This window comes from Paraburkholderia dilworthii (assembly GCF_000472525.1).
Lineage (GTDB): Bacteria > Pseudomonadota > Gammaproteobacteria > Burkholderiales > Burkholderiaceae > Paraburkholderia > Paraburkholderia dilworthii.
Genome location: NZ_AWZT01000001.1, coordinates 264983 through 288054 on the forward strand (window position 1 = coordinate 264983; position 23072 = coordinate 288054).

The window sequence follows — 23072 nt, forward strand, 5'->3', positions numbered from 1 at the left end:
GCTTGTAATCGCTGAACCTGCAGTTCTTGCATATCTCCGTGCGCTCAGCGACAACCGTGATTTTCGGCTTGCGAGCAGGCATTGGAGACTCGAATAAAAAAGCCAGCAGCCTTTCAGCGCGGGCTAACGTCGGAGAAAACGACGAGGGGATTGGGTGACGGCTTGACGCTTGCCCCGCATGGCGCAGTGGCCTCCTATCGGAGCGCGCGAGCAACTCTGCCTTACCTTCGTGGATGGCGACCACCAGATATCTTGAAACGGACTCACACCGTTGCCGATCGCCATGCATGAAAGCCGTCCGTTGTGCCGCAGGGGTGGACGATGCCCTAGTACTATCGGCGGTTCAGGTGCTCCACCGCCCGTGTGTGATTCTGCCGGGCCTACCGGCTGGCGGCGGAGCGGGGGATCAGGGCTTGGGTAGCTTATCGCGCATTCGTTCATCCCTTCCGATTTCGATGCCCAGGCGGATTCCCGCAAACAAGGGAACTCCGGTCAGAAATAGCACTAGCACTAATGCGTAGATGAAGGTCATGTCTAACCTAACTTGCGTCGCTTCCCATCACAAGTCCCAGCCTTCCGCCAGGTCGAGCATGATCTGCGTCATTCCCATGTTCCACGTCGCACACAGGAGCAGGTACGCCGTTACTGGATTCATCGCTGGAGTTTCCGAAGTTCATCGAGGCGCGCGATCATCGAAGCCCTGAGCGCCGGATCAATGTTGCGCATGCGCTCCAGATCCAGTTCGAGGCTGTCGATTAACTCTTGAAAGTTCATTGCTTACTCGAATTCTGGCCGGCTAACCGGCAAGAGACACGTTGCATGTCTGCGGGCGGGTTACAGCTCACGAACGGGCTGCGGCGGGGTGAAAAGTGCTTCGGCTGCCTTGCGCGCTTCGCTCCAACCGGATTTAACCGTGAGCGTTCGGCGCTTCTCGGCGCGTTTCTCAGCATTGGCTTGTGCCGCCTGCTTTTCCTCAAGTACGCGCTCTGGATTCCCGTACATTCGGGATTCGAGAGTAGTAGGGAAGCGCATGGCGGGGCCGGAAATGAAAAAGCCCGCGAGGCTTTCACCTGGCGGGCTTCTGGAAATTCAGGGCGAGTTTTACCGCTCGCTGCGGGAAATATTTGAGCCGTTCGGCTCTACTGTCGATCTCTCATCCCGTTCGGCTGAGACAACCACTACCTAACAGTACGTGCCCAGTATAAACACAATATCTGGTGTCGCGCAAGATATTTTCACTAAATGGGCTATTTTGCCATCGGCGCGCCTTCAGGGAGAAGGCCTTGCCGCTTCGCTAGATTCCACGCTTCGCGCATGAACAGATGGAGCCGGCCGTGTCGGCACCCAACTTCCAGCCTAAATGAACTTATTCCGTCCTCAAGTCGAAGGAGGACAAATGCCACGCCGTTAGCTCTACGCACAGAGAAGTGCGGCTTGCCAGGACGCGGCGTCTCCGGCGTGTGCCAAGGGCAATTCATGCCGCATCCCTCATCAGTGCACTAACCCTGCCGCCCGTTGCCGCGACCGAAGCCATCATGCATGTCATCACCTGGTCGAACTTCTTCTGATGCTTCGACCAAGACTCCACCGGCAAAGACGCGGCAAGTGCCCGCTCACTATCCGAATGTCGCTTCACTCCAGAGCCGTCGCACTTCGAGCACTTGTCGTAACGCGAGCCACTGAGGATAAGGCCAGTGCCATTGCACGACACGCAGTTGTCCAGCACGAACTCCTTGATGCATGCCGTCGCCAACTTCTGTGCGTAACTCAGTTCGACGCCGAGACTGCACTTGGCTTTGTGCGAAAGAAGATGAATCGCGCGCTTTCCCGCTGCTGCGTCCGATCCAAACTTGAACCGGAACAGGGCGGCTCCGAGCGGATCAGAAAGACCCATGGCAGTGAGGCGATCGATGGACTTCACCTCGCGCTCATTCCACGCGAGATTCGAACTTCTGACGTCGCTTGCGTACTTGTCTTTGAACATTCCGAACCCCGCAGGTGAGACACTATCTGTTGTGAGAAACAACGCTTCCTAGAGCACATATTGTATCGTAAATCAATTAGCACTACAAACGGAGTGACCTGTCAATCACCCGTTTCGCGAATCATTCTTCGAGTCCCGTAACGCCGTACATGTACATCGGCTCGGCCGGCTTCTCCACCTCTGCCACCGGCGCATCCCGCCACTTCCGGTTGTGCATCGTCGGCGCCACATACTTGGGGCGGTGTAGGAGGCACAGACCAACGAGTCCGCACATTGAGGCGATGCCGAGGATGTAGCCAATGAGGAAACCGGGCAGAAATGCGCTCATGGCATCACCTTCGTTAGCCAAATAGCTATTCCAATCCCCATAAGAACCATGCCAATCATTAGGGCGGCATGCAGGAGGCACTCGTGCAATTTCACGCGGCCAGGAGCTAGCAGAACGCATGCAATCGCGACGAACCAACATAAAGAAAACCCAACGGCTGTCATGCGGCGCCTCGCGCGGCTTTTGCATAATTGAGACCACTCTGAACGTTCATATGTATCGCGTTGGCATGAAAATTCATATTGAGGAGATGATTTCTAAGTATGGTATTTACCTCCCGAAGCGCCCGCACCTCTGCGATCAGTTCAAGCAGGACCTCGACAGTGTGAGAAGGTCCGTATTCCTTGGCCCAATGCCCGGCCTTCGCCAACGTTTCCAACGCATCGATGTCGATAGTCATTTTTCTTCCTTACTGAACTTGGCGATGTATTCTTCGACCATCTGTACAGCGTCGTCGGTTGACATGTCGATCGATTCAAACATCAAGAACCAAAGCTTCGCTCGCTCCTCCTCAAAGTTCCGCGCGACAACCGCAGTCGTTGAGCTGTTCGCACTATCGCCCAGCCATTTTTGATGAAGAGCTGCAGCATGCGCCTCCATGAACATATAAAGCTGCCTCGATAAGTCTGCATCAGTACATGTCTTTCGCTCTGCCAGTGCAGATGCAACGACATATCTCATCTTTTGAATGTCCTCCTTGGCATTCTCGGAAATCATCTCCAAGTAGAGCATCTTGCTCTTTTCATCTTGATTGAACGATCTCTTCATTTCCTGTTCATAGAACTCGGTTGATAGAAATACGGGCGATTCTTTCCGTAGATTTTTGAACCATGCTGCGATTCTCATGCTCGCTCCCTGGCGCGATCTTCATCGATTGCCAATACGAGGACCTGCGCCACCTCGTCACCGGCATCCGCAGTAAACAGGTGCATGTACGTCGCCCATCGCTCCGCATCCACCCGCAACCTCTCACACTCCGCCTTAAGCGCCTCATAATCAGACGCCTTCACGAACAGACCGCCTTCACGCTCTGCGCACGACGTTCCGTATCTCTTCGCCATAATTCCTCCTATACCTTGCTATGCGTTGTTAAGGGATAGAGCGGTCATGCCGCTTCCTTAGTAAGACCTCGCCATTCGCGCATTTGCCAGAAACTCACGCGGCCGTCAGCGGCTTTTTTGATGGCGACGTCTTTGTTGTCTGTCGCGTAGTGCCACGATCCGTCTTTCCATACAGACCAAGTAATTCCGCCCTCGACGCGCGTCTGGTATAGGCCATCGTGAACCGGCGTCTCGCTATCGGGAAACCAATCCGTCTTTGGTATTTGATCAACATTCATCATTCGCCTGAATGACTCAATCTCTTTGTCGACAATCTTTCCTGCCATCTCGAATGCTTCGTAGTGGGCAAATTTCACGCTGCCTCCTTTCGTTGTTCAATCCGCCGCTCCAACCGGCGAGCCTTCTTGTTCATCACCTTCTTGAGTCGCTGCAAGTACTCGATGGACCACTTGGCCGTCCACTGCATTGATTCGATTTCCTCGACGCGGTCTATGCCGATGCGCTCGACTAGGCCCATGCGGTAGTTCACAACCGAGCCGCCGAGGTCGCGGTTACACCGCTTGCACTGCAATCTGATGTTCGGCAGGTAGAAGCGGGCGTGGGGAGCACTCCCGACAGAGCGATAATGTCCGGCATCCATCGCACCGCCGAACCTCGCATCAGGCCTCGATCCGCATGAGATGCACCCGTGGCCGGCGAGAATGTCGCGCAGGCGAGCCACCTTATTCACGGCGGCTTGCGCCTCCCGTATCCACTCACCTCTAGTCTTGATCTTGGCTTTCCGCTCGGCGAGCGACTTTCGCTCCTCTCGGTTTGCGCGGGCTGCTTTCTGGGCTTTCTGCTTCTCCGCAAGAGCGATTGCGCAGGGGACCGAACAGGCGGCCTGCATGCTGCGAACTGGCGTGAACGTCTTTCCGCAATCGCGGTTACGGCATTTCTTCGGCTTCAAACTGGCGCGCATCATAGGGCAGCGGCCGCCACAATCAGATACAAGCCGATCACTTCGTTAGTGCTTAGCTTGGGAGAAAGCAGGCACTCGGCAGCGAAGAGGAACACAGCTCCCACAACTATTTTCACGATCAGCTTTTTCACACGAACCCCATCATTTTTTCTACGATCGAATCCAAATCCGCTCGCGTGTAATTCCGAAGCACCTTTTGCAGCAGCACATTCGCGACTGCCGAATACACCCGTTCGAACTCAGCGTCGTCCATGCTGGCAAAGCTGATGCTGTGCGCCTCGGCGCGAACCTCGCCGTTCAGGTTCGCTACTGCGTCATAGAATCCCGCCGCGATAATGCAGTCCTTGCGGAACCGTTCGCGGTTCTTCTGGACGGGCATTCCTCTATGCTCCGATTCGGGCGGATCGAACGCATCAAATCCGACGTCGAGCATCGCGAAGAACTTCCGGTGAAACTTGTGGTTGCGCATGGCGGACACTTCGGCGCGCACCGTGGCGCCTACCTTGAAGCGCTTGCACTTGTCGGCCTCGCTCTCGCTGAGCGGGATCATGTAGCCTTGGGGCGTTTTGGTCAGAAGGACTTCCATTACGTTGCCGCCTTATTTATCGCCGCGTCCAAGGCATCGCGAGGCGTGTCATGGACTGCTCTAATGACAGTCTCAAACTCAATTTCGTTATCGCCGTAATAGGCGCGCGCGATTCCAAAGTACTCGCCGTCTTTCGTCTGGGTGACGAGCCAGTTTTTCGCCATGATCCAGTCGAGCCGTTCGTTGTCGGTCATGCCGTCTCCCTCGCTCTCAGGGCCTCAAGTTGGGCATACGATTCCCACATGCGTAGGCTCGCGAGCCTCGCCAGATTCACTGCAGATGCTGGCGTGATGGGCTGAGCGTCGCGATTAGGCGTCGCCTTGCGCGCAACCTTGACGTCGAGCCCGCGCTTGCCCTGGCTAAGCAGAATGACGCCTGATGCGGGGCTACCAAGACAGTCGAAGAGCGAATCCATCCAAATTTCGGCAGGCACGGCGTAGTAGTGTTTCCAGATGCTGCGCGGCCACTGCAAACGAAGTTCATCCCATATCGCCGGCTGCTCAATACGAATCAACCGCCCGTTTTCCTCAACACGTTTCTCCGGTGCGTAGCCCGCAAATGTGCGATGCACCCATTTGTCTTTGGAGGCGTCAGCCTTGAGATCGGAGCGGCTAATCTTGATCTCGACGTCGATCAGGCGTAGGTTTCCCGTCACGGCTAGTAAATCGGCTTCGTATCCGGTCCAATTGCAGTTCGGCACGACGACCAGGTACTTTTTATTGAACGTTTGAGTGGCCAGTGCGCGACCAATCATTCGCTCGTTCCACGGGGATGCACTCACGCCCGCACCTCCGACTCCGCAAGGTACTCAGCCGTCGCCACCGACAGCAGCGCGTCGACCGTGGTTTCCAGCGAGTACAGAAGGTCCATTGCCGCCTTGTTGCGGAAGCCTTTGGCGCTCGCCTCTTCTATTTTTCGCGAGAGGGCCGCTACGTTGACAACCAGTTCAGCACTTTGCATTTAAACCTCTCCACGTTTGGTTTTGATCGATAAGGGAATTGCCACGCGGCTTGTCGCGCCACACAGCGCCGTCCCACCACACGCGCCACTCGTAGGGCCAGCCGCAATCGAAGAACGAACAGTCGAACCAACCAACTCGCACCGGCTTTTGATGCGGCTCGTACCAGTCAGTTACCATTGGTTGGCTCCTCGATCACGATTCCGGCGATGCCGTACTTACGCGCCACCTCTTTGCATTGCTCACACGCGTAGGTATGGCCTTCTAATCGAAGCGACGCGCCCTGAGCAGCGCCGCCAGCGAACAGGATCGCGTTGACCTCGGCATGTGCGGGCTGCTGGCAGATCGACTTGCACAACTCATATCCTTGGCCGGTGGCCATTCCGGCGCGTGGGCATACCGTCTGCGGATTCATGCAATGGTTCGTTGCTACATACCGGTCTCCGCGCTTCGATACCACGGTAGCGGTCACAGTCTGCTTGGCGCATGGCCCTGATCCATCCGGCGCGAACGTGTAGGTCTTCGGCTCGTCGTTGAGGTTCAGCGACTCCGCATTCGCCGTCATGCGCTCCAGCGCTTGTGCAGCCAAGGCCCGGCGTTGCGCGTCCTGAAGGATTCGCGTGAACTTATCCACGGAACAGAAAATTCCTGCATCAGCCATCAGCGATAGGATCTCCTTGTGGGTTATGCCGGCGACCAGCTGCGTTGGCTCTTTGAGTTCTGAATTCATGCTGCTCTCCCGAAAAATGCAGCCATTGCGTCGATAAGGGAATCGTTCGGTTGATCCGCTGCAACGTGCGCCGCGAGACGTGGCCGGCCGCGGCAGTCGCCAACGAGTTTCAGATCCGGCGCTACGTCGGCCAGCACGAAAATGATTGCAGGGCTTTTGCGCCATTCTTTCGCCGTCATGCCGGCGCGCTTGATATAGCCCAGTCTCTCGAGCTTGCGAATGCCGCTATCAACGGTTCGTTCGCACAATCCGAGCGCCTTTTCCATCTCGGGGCGGGTGCCGCTGCCGTTCTTCTTGATGAACGCGAAGATTTGATCGGATGCAGTCATTGAGTCACCTGTGCAATCAAAATACCGAAAGGGTTTCCGGCTTGAACCTGACGCAGAATCTTTTTGCCGTGCTTCGTCCGCTCATAGTAAAGACGCGAAACGAGGGCTTTTTCCATTCGCTTTGCGTCGGGTTTTTTCCCTGCCGCATAAATGGCAGGTACAGCGTTGCTGCCGGGCTGGAAGTCGTACGCATAGACATAGAAGTACTTCTCTGGCTTTTTTCGGGCGATGCAGATCGCAGACGCAACGGTCTTGAGATGCATGCCCAACTCGCACGCGATTTCGTCTGCGGTCATCGGCCCGAACTCGGTCAGAAGGCGAGTAATGGCGTTTCTCGTGGTAGGTTCCTGTGCCATCACGCGGCCTCTTTCAGTTGTTCGCGCTCCTGGCGCGCTTCAAGTTCAAACTTGATTTGGATGTCGCGAATAAGGCGGTATGCGTAATCGGCTTGCATGTCGCCGGACTGTTTCTTTAGTTCCGCGATCGACCAACGCGAATTGGCAATGTCGTATTGATCGAGCATTTCGCCCCTATCGAGCTTCACGCAAACTTGCTTGAGCGGGTCGGTCACGATCGGCAGGGCGTTGCGCTCAGCGTGCAGGTCGAATGCATCGATCAGACCGCAAAGCGACGGCACGAACTCGTAGACGTCGTTGTGTGCCAGTTCGCTGAAGATCGGCTTACCCTCTTCAGTGACGCTGACCATGCCGCTTTGCTCGATTTCTTCGAGAATGGCCTCGACGGGCTCGAATACGGCGTGAATCTTCCACGGCTGTGCTCGGAGCTTGACGTGGCCGGCGCGGGATTGCGGGTTGTACTTCTTGCGCGGTTTCTGGCTGCGGCTCATGCGACCTCCAATTGCTCGTCGGACCTCAGGTAGGTCCATCGATAGCCGAAGGCAGTCTTGAGATCACCGCGACCGGCTTTACTTATCGAATCCACCTTAGCGGTGGGATGCCCATTCTCAACAAGCCACCTCGCGGCAGCGCTGGCGGAATAGAAAATCTGACCCGTTTCCTCGCACCGAACCGGAATGCAGCGCGGATCATTCTTGCGCCTCATATCACGCGTTTCTTCGTGCCACCGACTATCAGTTGCTGGCGTTTTCATGGCTCGTTCCGGAGCCCATTTCAGCGCATAAAGGCGTTGGTACAGAACCTTGTATGGAATTCCGGTTTCCTGCTCCCACCCCTTGATCGACAAGGTTTTTCCGTCGACCGTGTATCTCAATGTGATAGAGCGGTTTTCGTTTTGTTGTGCTGGAGTGGCCCACCGGCAATTACCGGGCTCATAGTTGCCTTCACAATTCGGATAGCGATCCAGAGTTGTGCCCTCGGGCCGCTCTCCCATGTCCAATAGAAAGTTGTCGAATGACTCTAGCCACCGATCACAAACGCGGATGCCTCGACCTCCATATTCTTGATACGACTTGTGGTTCTTTTTCAAGCATCTTGCCTTCATGGCTCCCCACGACTCGTAAGTCCCCGTTCTGCTTGCCTTGCGCGCGTGTCCGTGACCAATCGCTCCTCTATGTAGGCAGCCGCATGAACGGATTGCGCCGCTCCTGATTCTCTTACCTAGCGCCACGACCTCGCCGCCACAATCACATGCGCAACGCCACCACGCACCACGATCTCCTACATCAACGATGGCTCTTTCGACAACGTGAAGCTTTCCGAACTTCTTTCCTTCCATCGGAACAACGTTATGATTGCTCATTCTTCGATCCAGTGGATTAGGATTACTAATCGCAATCGCGCCAACTTTCCTCATTTTCTCGACTCCCATAACCGCTTCAATGCTGCTTTGATCTGTTCCGCCGCGCCTTCGCCGTATTCTCGTCGCAGCACTTCGATGTACGATCTTCGCTCGTCCAATGGCCACGGCGCTATCTCTTCGAGTACTTCGGTTAGTTGGGCGGGAGTCATTCAAAGCCCCGTTTCGATTTCCGTGGCGCCTCATCGCCCGGCTGTTCCCCGAATCTTGTTCCGGGCATCAGGTCGGCAAACAATGTGCGCTCCCCGATGTAAGCCGCCGCCACAGTCCCGGTCGGGCCGTTCCGCTGCTTCGCGATGTTGATCTCACCAATGCCGCGATCGCGCGTGTTCGGGTGATAGACCTCGTCGCGGTACAGGAAGAGAACGATGTCTGCGTCTTGCTCGATTTCGCCGGAATCACGGAGATCCGATAGCATGGGGCGCTTGTCGCCGCGCTCCTCGAGCTTGCGGTTAAGCTGGGCAAGCAGTACGACCGGCACGCCCATTTGCTTCGCTAGTGCCTTCAGTCCGCGGCTGTTCGCGCCGACTTTCTCGTTTCGTGTGTTGCCTTCGCCGTCAGCCATCAGGCCGAGATAGTCGATCACGATCAGACCAAGACCGTAGCGGCGCTTCGCAGTGCGCGCGCGGGCGCGGATCTCTTGCAGGCTGAGCGCCGGCTGTTCGTCGACCAAAACTTCCAGTTCGGCAACCTTCACCGTGCCGGCCGTCAGACGGCTGAAGTCTTCGTCGCTTTCAAACTTTCGACCGTCGAGAATCTTGTCGAGCGGCAGCCCCGAGGCACGAGAAAGGGATCGGTTAGCCAGTTCCTCGCCAGGCATTTCCTGCGAGAAGAACAGGGTGGCACCGCCTTTATGTGCCGCCGACTCTGCGACGCCGAGAGCGATCGCCGTTTTACCCATCGCCGGGCGCCCTGCGATGACGATCAGTTGGCCCGGCCGCATTCCTCCGCCCAGCTTGGCGTCCAGATCTCGCAGGCCCGTCGAGAGCGCTTTAACGGTCGTTGGCTGGCCGTTGTATTGAGCATCGATGCGCTCGATGACGTTCGTCAGGAAATTCTTGATGAACTGAGGCTCTTTCGCCGTCGTCACGACGAGCGGTTCGAACTTCGATTGCGCCTCGCTGATGACTTGGGAAACCGTCTTGCCACCGCGGTTATGCACGAGTTCGACAATCTCATCTGTTGCCGCCAGGACACCGCGAAGCTTCCAGCGATCAACAACGATGTCGGCCCAGCGCTTGATGCCCGCCGATCCGGGGGTGTTGCTTGCCAGCGAGTTCAGGTAGGGCAGGCCGCCGACGTCGCCGGCTTGATCGCCAAGCGCCTCGAGGACCGTGATGATGTCGGCATTACGATTCGACACGACGAGCTTTTGGATCGCGTTGAAGATCGTCCGATGATCGAAGCGGAAGAAATGTTCCGCGCGCAGATGGACGATGCGGTCCAGCGCGTCGTTGTCGATCAGTAGGGCTCCAAGTACGGATTGCTCTGCTTCGATGCTGGCCGGCACTTCGCGCGGTTGTTCGGTGAATCTGTCGGGTGCGTTCATTTCGCTGCCTTGTTCTCGTAGTTGCCTTGGACGACCTTGGCGAAATTCTCGGACTTGACCAGCCAGCCAAGATCGCAGCCGCCCCATTTCCCATTCCTGCCGCTAAGAAAATCGCTCTCAGCGACGTACGAAAAAAACTTGTCGAAGTAGGCGACGGCACTCGCCTCATCCGTGGCGTATCGACTTCCATCCTTTCGTCTGGCCGTCAAAACCCACCGCCATCTAGCACGCATCGACTTCTGCCGCTCTCCCTCCCAGATTCGCGGGTAGGGAAGTTCAGGTAGATGCTGCGCATACAGGTCAATCAACTGCTGGTGAGGGCAGTCAGGAATCGGGCTCTTGGCAGGCGATTCGGCATCGCCGATCGCAACCTCTACGTCAGTAGAGGAATTACCGTCCTCGACTCCGTCTACGTCTCCGTCCTCGTCTAAGTGGGCAGATTCACGCATTTGCTTTGCATCTGCTAAGCAGTTGCTAGCACCCGTTATCGGATCGGGATATTTGCTAACTTTTGAACGCACCTGCTGACGAAAGTCTTGCACCTCTAAGTACTGCTTACCGCCGATTTCATAGCAAAGCACGAGATTCGCACTTGCACACTCCTTCATCCATTCGGCGATATGTTCGTCGAATACAGTGTCCAACTTGAGCGGATAGCAGGCGGCTCTAACCAGCTTCGGGTTGGCAGAGAAGCGGCCGTAGTCATCCACTACCGACATGAGACGGCGGTAAAACACCTCTCCGGCCGGGCTGAGCATGTCTATGCGCTCGCTCGTCAAGATTCCTTCCCGGAGCATCCGTACTGGCATTTATTTACCCTTGATCATTCTGACCAGCGACACACAAAGCATGTGCGCCTGGTGTTGCTTCGATTGCTTGGTCTTCAGGTGGCTGATGTTGCGGGCCATCTCAAGTTGGCGCTCCTGCTCGGGCGTCTTCGTCGACAACAGATCGCGCTTCATTCAAATCACCCCCATCGCAGCCAGCAACGCCGCCACAACACACGCAACAAGCCCCGCCACCGCGACATAGAACGTCAAGGGCGAGCCGATCACACGATCAAACAGCGAACGGTTAGCCATGCGTTTCTGGTATGCAGCCCATTGAGCCTTCTGGAACTGGTCGCGGTGGTGGAGGTTCATGCTGCGATATCCTTCGATTGGCGCGATTTCTTGACGGCATCCAGCTCGGCTGCCGCGGACACCAGGCGCTCGTATTCGTCACGAGGCACTGGCACCAGACCAAGCTCAGCGCATTCGAACTGAACCGGCGCATACGTGCCGCACAACCTCATAAGGGCCACACGCTTCTGCATCAGAGCGCCGGCATTACCTTGCAATAAGCGCGACATATATCCCTTGTCGATCGACAGTTGCTTTCCAACGTAGTCATGCGTGAACTTCGAAAGCTGTATGCAAAGACGCACAGCATCGAGCTCGTCGTCGCACATATTCACCAGCTCGCTAGGGGCTGCTTTCACTTTCTGCACCTCGCCGTGCATGGGCATTTCACGTTGCATGTTGTTCACCTTTCCTATGGTTTGTGCCTCTTGCGAGGCGTTGACGGTCCATACTGGAGAAAATGGCGACAGTTCAAGCCGCCATTTCAGGCTCTACAACTTATGAAAAAACGCCCCCATGCTTCGGTGAAACTGTTATCTCCCGGACTCCTTTCTGGGAGCGGGCTTTTATTGAACCGCCATGCTTTGTTCGCTATATCTACCCGGCCTCCCGAGCACTTCGATGATGCGAGCCCAGTTAAAATCGGGCCTCAAGTCTTGACAGCGGACTCCGGTGAGCTTGGCGATCGTTACGCACCGCTCGACCGGAACGCCGCGCTTAAGCCAATTCGCGATGGTTTGAGCCTTTGTGGTGCCGCCGATGCTGTTTGCGAGATTCGTTATGCCACCCATCAGATCAATGGCACGCTGAAGTGCTGGCGCCCCGCTGTCCAAGTCATCGCCACAATCCAACGCCTCCGCGGATTCGTGCGCAATGCGGCAGGCAACATCGAAGGCAATGCCGTAGAACCACTCATTGCCGCGAACTTCGGCAGCGATGCGACGGCACTCACGCAGTGCGCGCGCTTCGGCAACTTGCATCACGCCGGCACATTCGAAAACCGCGCTATCAACCAACTCGATGCGATGGCAGGCAAGTTGCTCGGCATGCTGAGCAATGCGACGAACGGAATTTTTGGAGCGACCGAGCTTGACGCATCCATTCGAGAACAGGCAGACGTAGAGACTGTTCATTTACGCCGCCCGCATTTCTTTGGTCTTGCGACTCGTCGTGCCGCCAGCGTTCTGCTGCGTGTCGTCAATCGCCGCGATACGGTCAATCCCGTTTCCCCAGATGTCAGGGCGCAGTTCGGCAAGCGTGAAGCGGGAGTCCAACTCCACAATCAAGCGGCAGAGCTTGGCTCCCGGCTTGCGCTCGCCACGCGAGCAGTGATACAGGTAGTCAATGTGCACCCCGAGCTTGTCGGCGAACGCTTTGCGCTCTGCCGGCTTGGTTTGCTGAAAATACGTTCGAAGGTCCATTTGGCTACCGGTCAGTGTTTAGATCGTATAGCCATGATAGACCAAAAAGGTCTACACAGCAAACCTTTTTGGACGTTTATCAATTTGGTCCATGCAGGTAACTTTTAGGTATGAAAACGTGCAGGCAAATACGATACGAAAACGCCCGCTCGCTAGCGTCTGATGGGCCGGCAGAGTTCGCCCGGAAGATCAGTGAGGTATCGGACAAACCCATGTCCAACCAGCAGGTGAACTCGATCATCGGCCCGAACGCGGTTCGCGGGATCGGAGATGACATAGCCCGGAGGATCGAGCAGGCGTATGACAAAGAGGAGGGCTGGCTCGATCACGAGCACAATGTTAAATCCTCGATCAAAGACGATTTATCCCCTCTTAGTGATGAAGCAAAAAGTTTGATTCTGTGTGTCGAACGCCTGGATGGCCTCGGTGATCTGGCCCGTAAAACGTTTGCCCTACACCAGGGTTTACTCTTACTTTCCTCCGCGGCCGCTGAGTTGCAGACTGGCTCCGTGCGGTCCCAAATGCTGGCAGAACTAGAGCAACATCTTGGTCCCGCGCATTCCGATTCCTCGGGGGCCACCAGTGAACGAAAGAACAGGAAGTAGTGCGGTAATTGACATGTCCAAGTACAGGACGCGAGCTGCTATAAAACAACCAAAACCAGTGCAGCAGCCGATCCCGGATAGCCTTCTCGACACCATCACGTATCACCTCCTTATGGCAGGGAGGGCTATTGCCGCTTACTCGAACAAGTAAGCAAACGTTTGCATTCCACTCCAAGCCCGCCGAGCGCGGGCTTTTTCTTGTCCTCGGAAAAGCAGGCTATCGAATTCACAAGTTCGATAAATATCTTTTCTCCACGTGGCACATCAAAAAGGTGTGCAACGTAGACCAAAAAGGTCTATGATTCATCCATACCAACCAGCAACGCAGCGACAACGGAAGGGGAAGGGTGATGAGCCACGTACCGATGAAAGAACGCGCCCTGAACGGCGGCACGCAGAAGGTCTACCGCTTCGACAACGGCTTCGGCGCCAGCGTCGTGCAGCACTCGTTTAGCTACGGCAGCGAGTGTGGCCAGTGGGAGCTGGCAGTCATCAAGTTCGACGATGACGACTGGCATCTAACCTACGACACAGAAATCACCGATGACGTGATTGGTCGACTCGAATGGCCTGAAGTCGAGACTTACCTTGGCCAGATCGCAGCGATTCAAGTCGCTTAACAGGTCGAAACCGCTACGGCGGTAAGCACGTAAGGCGTGCTCTGACGAGACCGTGAATTACCCGTAGTAGAAGTAACCGCCCCAACAGAGTTGGACCGCGGTTTGGTTCTTTAACCTGACTAGAAGGGATACCCTTAAGGGAGCGCCCAACGCCCTACCGCTGAAAAGATCGGGGCCTATCAGTTATCCGCCTGACCGCCAGATGCGGTTATAGAACGGATCGCTGATTGATAACCGCGTGCGGGGCCGGGAGACAGACCGGTTTCCGCGCGCAGCAGTATTTCGTGAATGGCGTTGTGCGGCTCTTTACGAGCTGGCGACGTGCGCTGGCAGACATGGAAACGGCGATGCCTCGGCATTTAGGTCCGCCCATAGCCGACCGGAACCACAGGCCGGTCCGCAGCGCCATTCACGAAGTGCTGCAAGCAGTTCTCAGATGAACGCATTGCATTCCCTGCATTAGTAACTCGGCGTAAGGCCTGCTGGCCCGGAGGATATTAGCCCCGGTTCTTACGGCAGGAAGCACCAGTAGAGAGCTTCCATGCATAGCGTAGTGCGTTCACCTGAGCACTGTTTATCGAGTCCCCTTGCATCTGCTGGTTCGCTGAGCCGGTAGGAGCTAGGGGTCTTTCACACTAATGCGGTTAGTACGACGAATGGAGCAAGACATGGAACAACGAGCATATCAACCGCATCAGATTCGCGTTTTGGATGAACAGCACACTCTCGACTTGAATCGCTCGAAGCTCAAAGAGTTCATCGATTCGAATCCGGCGTTTGCGGGTCTACCCGACGACGAACGTGGGCGCCTGATCGCCCAATACCGCGTGATGACCGAATACTCAGTGATTCTCGGCCAGCGCATCGCGGCGTTCTGACCGCCACGCAGCATAGGAGGAGAGATGAAATTCAGCACCAGTGACGGGCACTTTCTTGGCGATTGGGGCGTGATTGAGATCAACGCGTTGTGCGACACGCTGAAGACGCTGAAGGGCTCGCTAATGGTCGCATTTGGCGAGCACCGAGACGCGACGCACTACAAGGTGATCGAGGACGAAAAGACCGGCGGCAACATGCTGGCACTGTACTGGACGAAGCGAGACGACGCATTTCCGCTTCCGTTCAAGATCGACGCCAACCTAGCCGTCGATTTCGTCGCACAGTGGCTGGAGGCGAATGGTAAGTGGCCTAAGCAGCGCCCCGACACGGACGGCGACTGTCACGCCGGATTCCGAATTCAATCCGGCTGGAGCCAAGGCAAAAGCGAGCACTGCGATTTCTACGTCGCTGCGCTGATCATCCCTGGGTGGACTGTCTACGGTAAGTGAGCAAAACCATGAACGCAATCCGCGCAGTTCACAGATGGATGTCCGACCTAGCCAAGATTCCGCACCAAGGGTGGTGCTTCCGCTCCGAAGCAGTGACGCGGACGGGGAGGGTGATTGAGAGTCACCTGGTGAAATTGGATGATGTGGTTTGGTGTTGAGGAGAAACCCATGTCTCAGGATGCGAGAGATTTGACCGAACTCCGCCGTGAATATCCGGCGTCCCCTGAATTGCGCAAGATCGCCAGTGCATTGATTGGCGCTGGCGTGAAAGATGAGCGCGAGGGATGCTGACATGACCACAGACCAATGGCGCCATCGCCCGATGACCATCCGCGTGACCGAGCTGTGCGACCAGTGCAACAAGATGGCTGAGGGTGTCGAAGCCCGCACGCACAAGTCTTACTGGCCGACATTCGAGATAGCCATGAAATCGTGCGCGCCCTGTTTTGAGATGGCCAAGCGCGAGGCGTCGGCTGAGTACAACGTGACGATTTGTTAGGAGTCGACATGCTACGCACCATCCTCGCAGCACTACTGCTCGCATGGCCGGTGGCTGCGGTCTTGTGCATCTGGTTTATTCAGGGTGCGACGGGGCGGCCGAAGCGGGACCCGATTACACAAACGGAGTTTCAACGATGAGCGAAGTTCAGCAAAAGAGTATTGAGGACCGAGTCAAGAAGATCATCCGCGAACAGATGGCGCAGTACGGCGTTGAAGTTGACGACATCGCCAGCGACGCCAATCTCGCTAACGAGGGATTCGACTCGCTCGACCTAGTCGAGGCAACGATGGGCGTCGAAGATGAGTTCGGCATCTATATCGATGACGGCGAGATGCGAGCGATGCTGACGGTTCAGCAGGTCATTGACACGGTTCGGGAAAAGATTGGGCCGTAGCGCTAACCAAAACCCTTCCGGGAGGGGTGCCCGGAGCCCTGAGTGGTGACGACTTAGCGCCGATTACGCAAGCCGATGCTCCGTCGATAACAGGAACGACCCGGCCGGGATCGGGACTGCGCGGGGAGTCGTTACCACTGAGGGCAATCAACCTTCAACAGAATTGAGGAGTCCATATGGGCAAGCACGCAAACAGTGCGGCGTACCGCGAATGGGAGCGCCAGCAAGACCGTAAGCAGGATGAGTATTTCGGCGAAGACGAGCCACTGACGGAGGCTGAACGTGCCAGTCAGTGGGATTCTGAATCCTGGCAGGGCAAGGACGACCTGGCGAGCGCTATCAAGCGATACGCACTCCCCGTTACCCGTGTCGATCTGTGGGATGAACCGAGGGTTATGAAATGTGCGATATGAAAAGCGCCTTCGACGCAGCGAGCGGGAAAAAGACTCCATGGAATCCCTCGCGAACAGCAACCGCGCGCGTCACGAACCCGCTGCCAGTGCCAACTACATGCCCGAACTGCGGAGCAGCCGTTGGGCTCGTGAACAACGAGGAAATCTACGGCATGCCTTATGGCGACTGGCCGTGGGCATATCGCTGCGCCGACCTGGCGTGCAACAGCTACGTTGGCCTACACCCATTTACGAGCATTCCCCTTGGCACGTTGGCTGATGCGCCGACGCGCGAAGCGCGGAAGAAAGCAAAGTCCGCATTCAATCCTTTGTGGCAGTCACGTCGCATGAGTCGAAAAGAGGCTTATGCGTGGCTGGCGAAGGCGATGGGCATTAAGAGCGTAGGCGATTGTCACATTGGTTGGTTCGACATTGCGATGTGCGAGCGCGTCATGAAAGTCGTGAATGCGAGGAACAAGAAATGAGCGCCACATATTTTGAGGGCGACGGAGTTGCGGTCTGCATCTCGGACGCTGGTTACGAGCGCCTTGCCAGTGAGCAACGCATGAACCATGCGACTAGCGTCAACACCGCCGTGCTGATTGGTGCGGGCGCGGGCCTTGTCGTGACTTTCGCGGCGCTTGTCATCACGAAGATTCTGGGAGCCTGAGCATGTTTTCACGCGACATCCAGCAGTACCGCTATCGCACAGCACGCACGATGACCGAGGCGTTTGGCCCGAACAGCAAACTGCACGTCGAGCGCGAGAGCGATGTTAAGGCGTGGATCTGGGCGATTGGCTGCGGTATGGCTATTGGCTGCGTCTGGTGGCTGTGCGTTGCGCTTCGGGCGGGCGCGGTATGAGCGACTTCTACATCGTCAGCGTAAAGCACACGCACCGGACGGACCGCTACGTCACCCTTTGGAAGCCGAATGATCGGGGTTACTGCTTCAGGACGACGAATGCGGGCCGGTATCCGGAGGACATGGTGCGCGCACACCTTGGCTATTACAACTCGGGTTGCAGCATCGCCGTTCCGTGTGACGTGATCGACTCCCGCCTGGTCATGACGACGCCAGCGGATCAATTCGACGGGCCGGATGGCCCCGCGTTTCTGAATACCGCCGCTAACTGGAAGTTGCTGCTCGCCAATGTGATTGAGCCGCCTGCTTACCCACCTAAGCCCAAATACAAGGGCGCACCCAAACAAGAGGAGTTCGCATGAGTGAGTCAAAACAACTGACGGTAGTCGAGCAGCCGCAGCAGGTCGCACTGACCGCACTGGACCGCGCAGTCATTGCCTTGGGCGGCACGGAACGTGAAGACGCGCTTAAGGCACTTGCGAAAAAATACGCCGACATCACCGAAGTTAAGAATAAGGCGGGTCGCCAGCAAGTCCATGCCGCCGCAATGGAACTGGCGAACGAACGCATCGCCACCAAGAAGACCGGCGAGACGGCTCGCGAGGATGCCAATGCACTTCAGAAAGCGGTAATCGATCGGCAGAAGGTGCTGATCGGGATCGTGGAGCCCGAAGAAAAGCGCCTGATTGCTTTACGTGACAAGTTTGACGAGGCCGAAGAAGCGGAGAAGCAAGCCAAGGCCGCCGCCGAGCAAGCGCGGATCACAAAAATCAAAAATCGCATCGAGGCTTTCATGCTCGACGCGGTGAGCGCAATCGCCGGGACGGCAGCCGAAATCGACGCATATGCAACACGTCTTTCCGAGACCGTGATTTCGCTCGAAGAATTTTCCGAATTCGCGGGGGAAGCCCAGGTAAAGCGCGACAACACGGTCAAGTGGTTGCGAGAACGACAGCAGCAGGCGGTCGAGCAAGAGGCGGAAGCCGCCCGGATCGCTGCGGAGCGGGTCCAGCTTGAGCGAGAACGTGCCGAAGCCGCCGAGCGTGAGCGTATCGCTGCGTTGGCTCGAGCTGAGCGGGAAGCGAAGGATCGGGCCGAGCGCGAGCGCGTCGCAGCGGAACAGCAGGCAGCGCAAGAACGAGCGGCCGAAGCCATGCGCCAGCAGCAGGCGGAACACGAAGCCCGGATGGCGGCGCAGCAGGCCGAAATCGATAGGCAGCAGGCAGCAATCGACGCCGAGCGTCAACGACAGGCCGACGAGGCCGCCCGGGTCGAGCGCGAGAAGCAGGCGGCTATTGCAGCAGAGGCCGCGCGGGTTGCTCAGGAAGAACGACGGAAGCGGGAAGTGACAGAGGCGGCAGCAAGGGCCGAAGCGCAGCGAATCGAGAGCGCCCGTATTGCAGCAGAAATTGAAGCCCTGCGCCGTGAGCGCGAACAGTTCGCAATCAACGGGCCGGGCGACGTCGAGATCATCGAGACGCTGGCGAAGCACTACAACGTCGAAATTGGCGACGTCATGGAATGGATCAAGAAATTCGACTACGCCGCAGCAGATGAGCATTTTGCTGCCGCGAACGTCGCCGCAAATCACCTGGAGAAGGCAGCATGAACACAGCAACGATGGCAGACATCACCGACATTGAGATTGCCACACCGGCCACGGCGAAGCCGCCAGCGGTGCAGCAGACGCGAGCCGTCACTGCATCCGCTACGCCCGCCGATCTTCTACGCATCGCCGTTGAGAGCGGAGCGGACCTTGACCGACTTGAGCGTTTGATGGCGCTCCAAGAGAAGTGGGAGGCGGGTGAGGCCCGCAAGGCATACGTGGTGGCGATGACTGCATTTAAGGCCGAGCCACTGGAAATTTTCAAGAAGAAGACGGTCGAGTTCAGTGGCACGAAGTATAGCCACGCCGAGCTTTCGGACGTGACGGAGGTGGTCTGCCCGGCGATGGCAAAGCATCAGCTTTCGCACCGCTGGGACGTAACACAGAACGCTGATCGGATCACCGTCGATTGCGTCATCACTCACGTCCTGGGGCACAGCGAGAAGGTGACGATGGAGGCCATGCCGGATAGCAGCGGCAAGAAGAACGCCATTCAACAGGTGGCGTCGACCATCAGTTACCTGCAACGCTACACGCTCCTGGCTGCTACCGGCGTGGCAACCAAGGGCATGGACGACGACGCGCAAAGCTCCATCGCCAAGGTCGACACGGACGAGGTGTGGATGAAGTGGGAGGGCGCGTTGAATTCCGCCGAGACCGCTGAAGACGTCCGGAAGGTCCGAGCTCTGGCGGGGACGGCATTCGAAACCATTGGCGACGTCGAAAGCTGGAACCAGTTCAAGGTGATGGCCGACAAGAAGAAGGCCGAACTGGGAAGGAGCGCGCAATGAAACAGAATTTCATCGTCTCGGAGCACCCACAGGGAACCGCAGAATGGCTGGCAGATCGTTCCGGTCGTGCCACCGGCTCTAAAGCGGATTGTGTAACCGCCAAGGTCAAATCTGGCGAAGCAGCAACGCGTGCCGATTACCGTGTCCAACTCGCACTTGAGCGCCTTCTGTGCAAGCCGTGCGGCGACGAATTTTCGACCGCGGACACGGAGCGCGGCCAGGAGCGTGAGCCGTTTGCCCGCATGCGGTACGAGATTCAAACCGGCATCACAGTTCAGGAAAGCCCGTTCGTCTATCGCGAAGACATGATGGCCGGTTGCAGCGTCGACGGTTTTCTCGAAGATGCCGGAAAGTTCGGAATCTGGGAGGCGAAGTGCCCAAAGAGCAAAACGCACTTCAAGTACCTCACTGAGGCGCGTGTACCGCCGACCTACGTAAAACAGGTGCTGCACAACATGCTCATTACCGGCGCGGAGTTCGTCGACTTCGTTTCGTTCGATCCCGAAATGCCTGAAAAGCTTCAGTTGTTCGTGTTCCGCTGGGAACGTGACGAAGAAATGATTCGGGAGTACGAGGCCGAGTTGCGACAGTTCCTTTTCGAAGTCGACGCCACCCACAAACAGATTGCGGCGATGGCCGCCTGATTCACCTTACACAAGAGCGAAACCATGATTCAGATTTTCGGATTGGCCCGAGTAGGCCGCGACGTTGAAGTGCGCAACACCACGGGCGGCGATGCGGTCGCAAGCGTCTCGCTGGCGTTTTCATACGGTCGCAAGGGCGACGATGGCAAGAAGCCGACGCAGTGGGTAGATGCAGCGTTGTGGGGCAAGCGCGCTGAGGCGCTGGCGCCGTATCTCACGAAGGGAACGCTTGTCACTGTGACGCTTGAAGACGCGCACATCGAGACTTTCCAGAAGCAGGGGGGCGGAGAGGGCGTGAAGCTCGCCGCTCGCATTACCGCAATCGACCTCGCGGGCGGCGGAGAAAAGAAGCCCGCACTAGCGCCCGCACCGAAGCCTCAGCAACGGCAAGCACCGCAACGCGCTCCGGCCGGTGGCGGATTCGATGACATGGGCGAGGACGTGCCGTTCTAGCCCTCACGCGCCCACCAGCAGTGGATGAAGCCTACTGGCGCGAATCTCTGCGTAAGTCTGGTGGACGCGCCCATACCCCGAACCGTAGGCAGCACTGCTTGCGGCGTGCTTGGGGAGGTCACCACGACTCCCGTTTTTTCCGCGACAGATGAGAAGACATGGAAACCGTGAAGACATTGAAGTTGCGCATCAAGGACAAGCACGCGAAAGCGATGCTTGCGATGGCACGCGATGTCAACATGGTCTGGAATTTCGCTAACGAGACCCAGTACCGCAGTCTGAATCGTTACTGCGATCGTCCGAAGACATGGCTGAGCGCGTACGACATGCAGAAGCTCACGGCCGGATTCGTTAAGTGCGAAGGGGTTGTAGTCGGCGCTCAGACAGTCCAAGAAACATGCGAAGAGTTCGTTACACGTTTGAAGCATGCCAAGAAACAAAAGTTGAGTTGGCGCGTGAGCAACCGCAAGTCGCCTAAGTACTCGCTTGGCTGGGTTCCATTTAAGAAGGGCGCGCTCAAGTACAAGGATGGACAGATCCGATTCAACGGTCTGAACATCGGCTTGTGGGACTCATACGGCCTTTCGAAATATGAGTTGCGCGCCGGCAGTTTCAACGAGGATTCGCGCGGGCGATGGTATGTCAACGTGGCAGTCAAGGTCGACGTCGAAGAGAAGCGCATTCCGGACGGTTCCGCATCTATCGGCATAGACCTCGGCCTCAAGACTATGGCGACATACAGCGACGGCGGATCGTTCAACCCGACTCGCTGGTATCGCGCGTCAGAGCAGAAGCTAGGCATTGCTCAGCGGGCGAACAAGAAAAAGCGGGTCAAGGCTATTCACGCCAAGATCGCAAATCAGCGCAAGGACGCCATTCACCGGGAAACGTCAGCGCTAGTCAAGAAGCATGCAGCAATCTTCGTGGGCAACGTGAACGCTCAAGCGCTGGCGAAAACGAGCATGGCTAAGTCTGTGCACGACGCCGCGTGGAGCATGTTCCGAAATCAGCTGAAATACAAAGCCATCAGGCATCAGGTGATCTTCGAGGAAGTCAACGAAGCGTTTTCAACCCAGACCTGTTCGAGTTGTGGTGCTCTGCCCGATTCGCGGCCGAAAGGTATCGCAGGCCTTGGAATAAGAGATTGGACGTGCATCGATTGCGGAGCGGTCCACGACCGAGACGTAAATGCCGCACGGAACATTCTCGCGCGCGGACATGCGCGTCTCGCAGGAGGAATCCTTGGCAGTCGTGCCAGGGAGGATGTCAAACGACCCTCTGATGCGATCAATGAAACAGGAGAACAGAAATGAGCAAAGACTGGAACGGGATCAATGAAGGGACCGCATCTACCGCATCCACGCTCCCCGAAGGTGGGGATGAGCGGGCGGCGTTTGAGAAATGGTGCAGGGACAACGGCGTACATGGCACGACTGATTACGCTACATACGCAAAGTGCGAGAAAGCCTGGATCGATTCGCAACTCTACGCCCGCGCCGCATCTACTGCCACTGTTCTCGCCGAGCAATCCGCCGCTCCGCAAGCGAAGCTGAGTGAGGTTCAGATAGAAGCCGTCACCTACGATGAATACGCAAAACGCCAAGATGGCGAATCGGACCTTGATTGCATTCTGAAGGTGGTCAAGCGTTGCATGGGATTCTCTAATGAGCCGCGCAATGTTGAAGGTCTGACGCGCGCAGAGTTTGAGCATCAACTGCGCGTGGGACTTCAGCACGACAACGTTCGCCGGAAAGAGCGCGGCATTCCTGAAATGACTGTGGAGGCGATGGAGGCGGAAATCACAGAGCGCGTCGAGCTCAACTACCCGACGCCGAAGCGTTGCCCCGGCTGCGCCGCATTCGACAACCCGGAAACAGCGGAGGTGGATTTCGTGCAGGGCTGCGAAGGCTGCAAAGCGCGTATGCAAAAGATCGCGGGCTTTGGACCGTTGGCTGCCACTCCCCTTCCGCGCGCCAGCGGGCAAGCAGACGAGGCGGTGACGTAGATCAATCAAGCTTCGGCGGCTTTGCGCGGTCAATTAGCTTGCGCAACCACGGTATGCCATAGGC

Annotated in this window: 44 protein-coding genes; 18 read left to right on the top strand and 26 right to left on the bottom strand. The window is 56.9% G+C overall.

Features of this window, described 5'->3' with window-relative positions; all coding sequences use genetic code 11:
• Window positions 1-651: 651 nt before the first annotated feature.
• From F759_RS44770 to F759_RS45115, 26 genes are all read right to left on the bottom strand, one after another.
• A complete protein-coding gene (locus tag F759_RS44770) occupies window positions 652-774 on the bottom strand; it encodes a hypothetical protein (RefSeq protein ID WP_274533459.1) in 123 nt (40 codons plus the stop codon).
• A gap of 60 nt (window positions 775-834) precedes the next feature.
• A complete protein-coding gene (locus tag F759_RS41950) occupies window positions 835-1032 on the bottom strand; it encodes a hypothetical protein (protein ID WP_152530562.1) in 198 nt (65 codons plus the stop codon).
• Window positions 1033-1474: 442 nt separating this feature from the next.
• Entirely contained in the window at window positions 1475-1921 is a 447-nt protein-coding gene (locus F759_RS0101395; protein WP_152530563.1) for a hypothetical protein, read from the bottom strand.
• Between the two features lie 184 nt (window positions 1922-2105).
• Window positions 2106-2312, bottom strand: a complete 207-nt coding sequence (locus F759_RS0101400) for a hypothetical protein (protein WP_027798263.1) — start codon at window positions 2310-2312, stop codon at window positions 2106-2108.
• Window positions 2313-2472: 160 nt separating this feature from the next.
• Window positions 2473-2712 (bottom strand): hypothetical protein, encoded by a 240-nt coding sequence (locus tag F759_RS0101405; RefSeq protein ID WP_027798264.1) that lies wholly within the window; start codon window positions 2710-2712, stop codon window positions 2473-2475.
• Complete coding sequence (locus F759_RS0101410; RefSeq protein WP_027798265.1) at window positions 2709-3158, bottom strand: hypothetical protein; 450 nt, start codon at window positions 3156-3158, stop codon at window positions 2709-2711. Before F759_RS0101410 ends, F759_RS0101405 begins: the two co-directional genes overlap by 4 nt.
• Window positions 3155-3373, bottom strand: coding sequence for a hypothetical protein (locus tag F759_RS0101415; protein ID WP_027798266.1), 219 nt, complete (start codon window positions 3371-3373; stop codon window positions 3155-3157). The genes F759_RS0101410 and F759_RS0101415 overlap by 4 nt, the downstream gene beginning before the upstream one ends.
• Before the next feature lie 44 nt (window positions 3374-3417).
• Window positions 3418-3729 carry a hypothetical protein gene (locus F759_RS0101420; RefSeq protein ID WP_027798267.1) on the bottom strand — a complete coding sequence of 104 codons (312 nt, stop codon included), beginning with the start codon at window positions 3727-3729 and terminating at the stop codon, window positions 3418-3420.
• Complete coding sequence (locus F759_RS0101425) at window positions 3726-4337, bottom strand: recombination protein NinG (protein WP_036023311.1); 612 nt, start codon at window positions 4335-4337, stop codon at window positions 3726-3728. The genes F759_RS0101420 and F759_RS0101425 overlap by 4 nt, the downstream gene beginning before the upstream one ends.
• On the bottom strand, window positions 4334-4465 hold the full coding sequence (locus tag F759_RS44775) for a hypothetical protein (RefSeq protein ID WP_274533460.1): 132 nt from the start codon (window positions 4463-4465) through the stop codon (window positions 4334-4336). The genes F759_RS0101425 and F759_RS44775 overlap by 4 nt, the downstream gene beginning before the upstream one ends.
• On the bottom strand, window positions 4462-4920 hold the full coding sequence (locus tag F759_RS0101435) for a DUF1367 family protein (protein WP_027798269.1): 459 nt from the start codon (window positions 4918-4920) through the stop codon (window positions 4462-4464). The genes F759_RS44775 and F759_RS0101435 overlap by 4 nt, the downstream gene beginning before the upstream one ends.
• Window positions 4920-5114 (bottom strand): hypothetical protein, encoded by a 195-nt coding sequence (locus tag F759_RS0101440; RefSeq protein WP_027798270.1) that lies wholly within the window; start codon window positions 5112-5114, stop codon window positions 4920-4922. Before F759_RS0101440 ends, F759_RS0101435 begins: the two co-directional genes overlap by 1 nt.
• A complete protein-coding gene (locus F759_RS0101445) occupies window positions 5111-5674 on the bottom strand; it encodes a hypothetical protein (RefSeq protein WP_036023312.1) in 564 nt (187 codons plus the stop codon). Before F759_RS0101445 ends, F759_RS0101440 begins: the two co-directional genes overlap by 4 nt.
• Before the next feature lie 23 nt (window positions 5675-5697).
• Complete coding sequence (locus tag F759_RS0101450) at window positions 5698-5880, bottom strand: hypothetical protein (RefSeq protein WP_027798272.1); 183 nt, start codon at window positions 5878-5880, stop codon at window positions 5698-5700.
• 167 nt (window positions 5881-6047) lie between these two features.
• On the bottom strand, window positions 6048-6608 hold the full coding sequence (locus F759_RS0101455) for a cytidine/deoxycytidylate deaminase family protein (RefSeq protein WP_027798273.1): 561 nt from the start codon (window positions 6606-6608) through the stop codon (window positions 6048-6050).
• Window positions 6605-6937 (bottom strand): hypothetical protein, encoded by a 333-nt coding sequence (locus F759_RS0101460; RefSeq protein WP_027798274.1) that lies wholly within the window; start codon window positions 6935-6937, stop codon window positions 6605-6607. The genes F759_RS0101455 and F759_RS0101460 overlap by 4 nt, the downstream gene beginning before the upstream one ends.
• Window positions 6934-7293: a sigma-70 region 4 domain-containing protein gene (locus tag F759_RS0101465; protein ID WP_027798275.1), complete on the bottom strand. Its 360-nt coding sequence runs from the start codon at window positions 7291-7293 to the stop codon at window positions 6934-6936. Before F759_RS0101465 ends, F759_RS0101460 begins: the two co-directional genes overlap by 4 nt.
• Entirely contained in the window at window positions 7293-7784 is a 492-nt protein-coding gene (locus F759_RS0101470) for a hypothetical protein (protein ID WP_027798276.1), read from the bottom strand. Before F759_RS0101470 ends, F759_RS0101465 begins: the two co-directional genes overlap by 1 nt.
• A complete protein-coding gene (locus tag F759_RS41955; RefSeq protein WP_152530564.1) occupies window positions 7781-8383 on the bottom strand; it encodes a hypothetical protein in 603 nt (200 codons plus the stop codon). Before F759_RS41955 ends, F759_RS0101470 begins: the two co-directional genes overlap by 4 nt.
• A 478-nt stretch (window positions 8384-8861) precedes the next feature.
• A complete protein-coding gene (gene dnaB / locus F759_RS0101485; protein ID WP_027798277.1) occupies window positions 8862-10262 on the bottom strand; it encodes a replicative DNA helicase in 1401 nt (466 codons plus the stop codon).
• On the bottom strand, window positions 10259-11020 hold the full coding sequence (locus F759_RS0101490) for a hypothetical protein (RefSeq protein ID WP_152530565.1): 762 nt from the start codon (window positions 11018-11020) through the stop codon (window positions 10259-10261). The genes dnaB and F759_RS0101490 overlap by 4 nt, the downstream gene beginning before the upstream one ends.
• Before the next feature lie 51 nt (window positions 11021-11071).
• Complete coding sequence (locus tag F759_RS42780) at window positions 11072-11224, bottom strand: hypothetical protein (protein ID WP_154670896.1); 153 nt, start codon at window positions 11222-11224, stop codon at window positions 11072-11074.
• Window positions 11225-11404 (bottom strand): hypothetical protein, encoded by a 180-nt coding sequence (locus F759_RS0101500; protein ID WP_027798279.1) that lies wholly within the window; start codon window positions 11402-11404, stop codon window positions 11225-11227.
• Complete coding sequence (locus F759_RS0101505) at window positions 11401-11781, bottom strand: hypothetical protein (protein WP_027798280.1); 381 nt, start codon at window positions 11779-11781, stop codon at window positions 11401-11403. The genes F759_RS0101500 and F759_RS0101505 overlap by 4 nt, the downstream gene beginning before the upstream one ends.
• Before the next feature lie 168 nt (window positions 11782-11949).
• Entirely contained in the window at window positions 11950-12516 is a 567-nt protein-coding gene (locus F759_RS45110) for a YdaS family helix-turn-helix protein (RefSeq protein WP_051377045.1), read from the bottom strand.
• Window positions 12517-12804 carry a hypothetical protein gene (locus F759_RS45115; RefSeq protein ID WP_036023314.1) on the bottom strand — a complete coding sequence of 96 codons (288 nt, stop codon included), beginning with the start codon at window positions 12802-12804 and terminating at the stop codon, window positions 12517-12519. It abuts the gene before it with no gap.
• A gap of 212 nt (window positions 12805-13016) precedes the next feature.
• Between F759_RS45115 and F759_RS0101520 the strand changes: the two genes are divergently transcribed.
• From F759_RS0101520 to F759_RS0101610, 18 genes are all read left to right on the top strand, one after another.
• The gene (locus tag F759_RS0101520; RefSeq protein ID WP_152530566.1) at window positions 13017-13409 is read left to right on the top strand and encodes a hypothetical protein; all 393 of its coding nucleotides are present in this window, start codon (window positions 13017-13019) and stop codon (window positions 13407-13409) included.
• A gap of 350 nt (window positions 13410-13759) precedes the next feature.
• On the top strand, window positions 13760-14029 hold the full coding sequence (locus F759_RS0101530) for a hypothetical protein (protein WP_027798282.1): 270 nt from the start codon (window positions 13760-13762) through the stop codon (window positions 14027-14029).
• A gap of 668 nt (window positions 14030-14697) precedes the next feature.
• Window positions 14698-14907, top strand: coding sequence for a crAss001_48 related protein (locus F759_RS37090; RefSeq protein ID WP_051377046.1), 210 nt, complete (start codon window positions 14698-14700; stop codon window positions 14905-14907).
• Window positions 14908-14931: 24 nt separating this feature from the next.
• Window positions 14932-15357 carry a hypothetical protein gene (locus tag F759_RS0101540; RefSeq protein WP_027798283.1) on the top strand — a complete coding sequence of 142 codons (426 nt, stop codon included), beginning with the start codon at window positions 14932-14934 and terminating at the stop codon, window positions 15355-15357.
• A gap of 168 nt (window positions 15358-15525) precedes the next feature.
• Window positions 15526-15648 (top strand): hypothetical protein, encoded by a 123-nt coding sequence (locus F759_RS44780; RefSeq protein WP_274533461.1) that lies wholly within the window; start codon window positions 15526-15528, stop codon window positions 15646-15648.
• Window position 15649: 1 nt separating this feature from the next.
• Window positions 15650-15856: a hypothetical protein gene (locus F759_RS37095; protein ID WP_152530567.1), complete on the top strand. Its 207-nt coding sequence runs from the start codon at window positions 15650-15652 to the stop codon at window positions 15854-15856.
• Between the two features lie 136 nt (window positions 15857-15992).
• Window positions 15993-16253, top strand: coding sequence for an acyl carrier protein (locus F759_RS0101555; RefSeq protein WP_027798284.1), 261 nt, complete (start codon window positions 15993-15995; stop codon window positions 16251-16253).
• A gap of 176 nt (window positions 16254-16429) precedes the next feature.
• Window positions 16430-16666 (top strand): hypothetical protein, encoded by a 237-nt coding sequence (locus F759_RS0101560; RefSeq protein ID WP_027798285.1) that lies wholly within the window; start codon window positions 16430-16432, stop codon window positions 16664-16666.
• Window positions 16663-17130: a zinc-finger-containing protein gene (locus F759_RS0101565; RefSeq protein WP_274533462.1), complete on the top strand. Its 468-nt coding sequence runs from the start codon at window positions 16663-16665 to the stop codon at window positions 17128-17130. The genes F759_RS0101560 and F759_RS0101565 overlap by 4 nt, the downstream gene beginning before the upstream one ends.
• A complete protein-coding gene (locus F759_RS0101570) occupies window positions 17127-17315 on the top strand; it encodes a hypothetical protein (RefSeq protein WP_027798287.1) in 189 nt (62 codons plus the stop codon). Before F759_RS0101565 ends, F759_RS0101570 begins: the two co-directional genes overlap by 4 nt.
• A gap of 2 nt (window positions 17316-17317) precedes the next feature.
• Entirely contained in the window at window positions 17318-17509 is a 192-nt protein-coding gene (locus F759_RS43175; protein ID WP_036023318.1) for a hypothetical protein, read from the top strand.
• Complete coding sequence (locus tag F759_RS0101580) at window positions 17506-17871, top strand: hypothetical protein (protein ID WP_027798288.1); 366 nt, start codon at window positions 17506-17508, stop codon at window positions 17869-17871. Before F759_RS43175 ends, F759_RS0101580 begins: the two co-directional genes overlap by 4 nt.
• Window positions 17868-19118, top strand: a complete 1251-nt coding sequence (locus tag F759_RS37105) for a coiled-coil domain-containing protein (protein ID WP_051377048.1) — start codon at window positions 17868-17870, stop codon at window positions 19116-19118. Before F759_RS0101580 ends, F759_RS37105 begins: the two co-directional genes overlap by 4 nt.
• A complete protein-coding gene (locus F759_RS37110) occupies window positions 19115-19906 on the top strand; it encodes an ERF family protein (protein WP_051377050.1) in 792 nt (263 codons plus the stop codon). Before F759_RS37105 ends, F759_RS37110 begins: the two co-directional genes overlap by 4 nt.
• Window positions 19903-20550 carry a lambda exonuclease family protein gene (locus F759_RS0101595; RefSeq protein ID WP_027798289.1) on the top strand — a complete coding sequence of 216 codons (648 nt, stop codon included), beginning with the start codon at window positions 19903-19905 and terminating at the stop codon, window positions 20548-20550. Before F759_RS37110 ends, F759_RS0101595 begins: the two co-directional genes overlap by 4 nt.
• Window positions 20551-20574: 24 nt before the next feature.
• Entirely contained in the window at window positions 20575-21003 is a 429-nt protein-coding gene (locus tag F759_RS0101600) for a single-stranded DNA-binding protein (RefSeq protein WP_027798290.1), read from the top strand.
• Window positions 21004-21161: 158 nt separating this feature from the next.
• On the top strand, window positions 21162-22316 hold the full coding sequence (locus F759_RS37115) for an RNA-guided endonuclease InsQ/TnpB family protein (protein ID WP_244438772.1): 1155 nt from the start codon (window positions 21162-21164) through the stop codon (window positions 22314-22316).
• Complete coding sequence (locus tag F759_RS0101610; protein ID WP_027798291.1) at window positions 22313-23008, top strand: hypothetical protein; 696 nt, start codon at window positions 22313-22315, stop codon at window positions 23006-23008. Before F759_RS37115 ends, F759_RS0101610 begins: the two co-directional genes overlap by 4 nt.
• The last annotated feature ends 64 nt before the right edge of the window (window positions 23009-23072 follow it).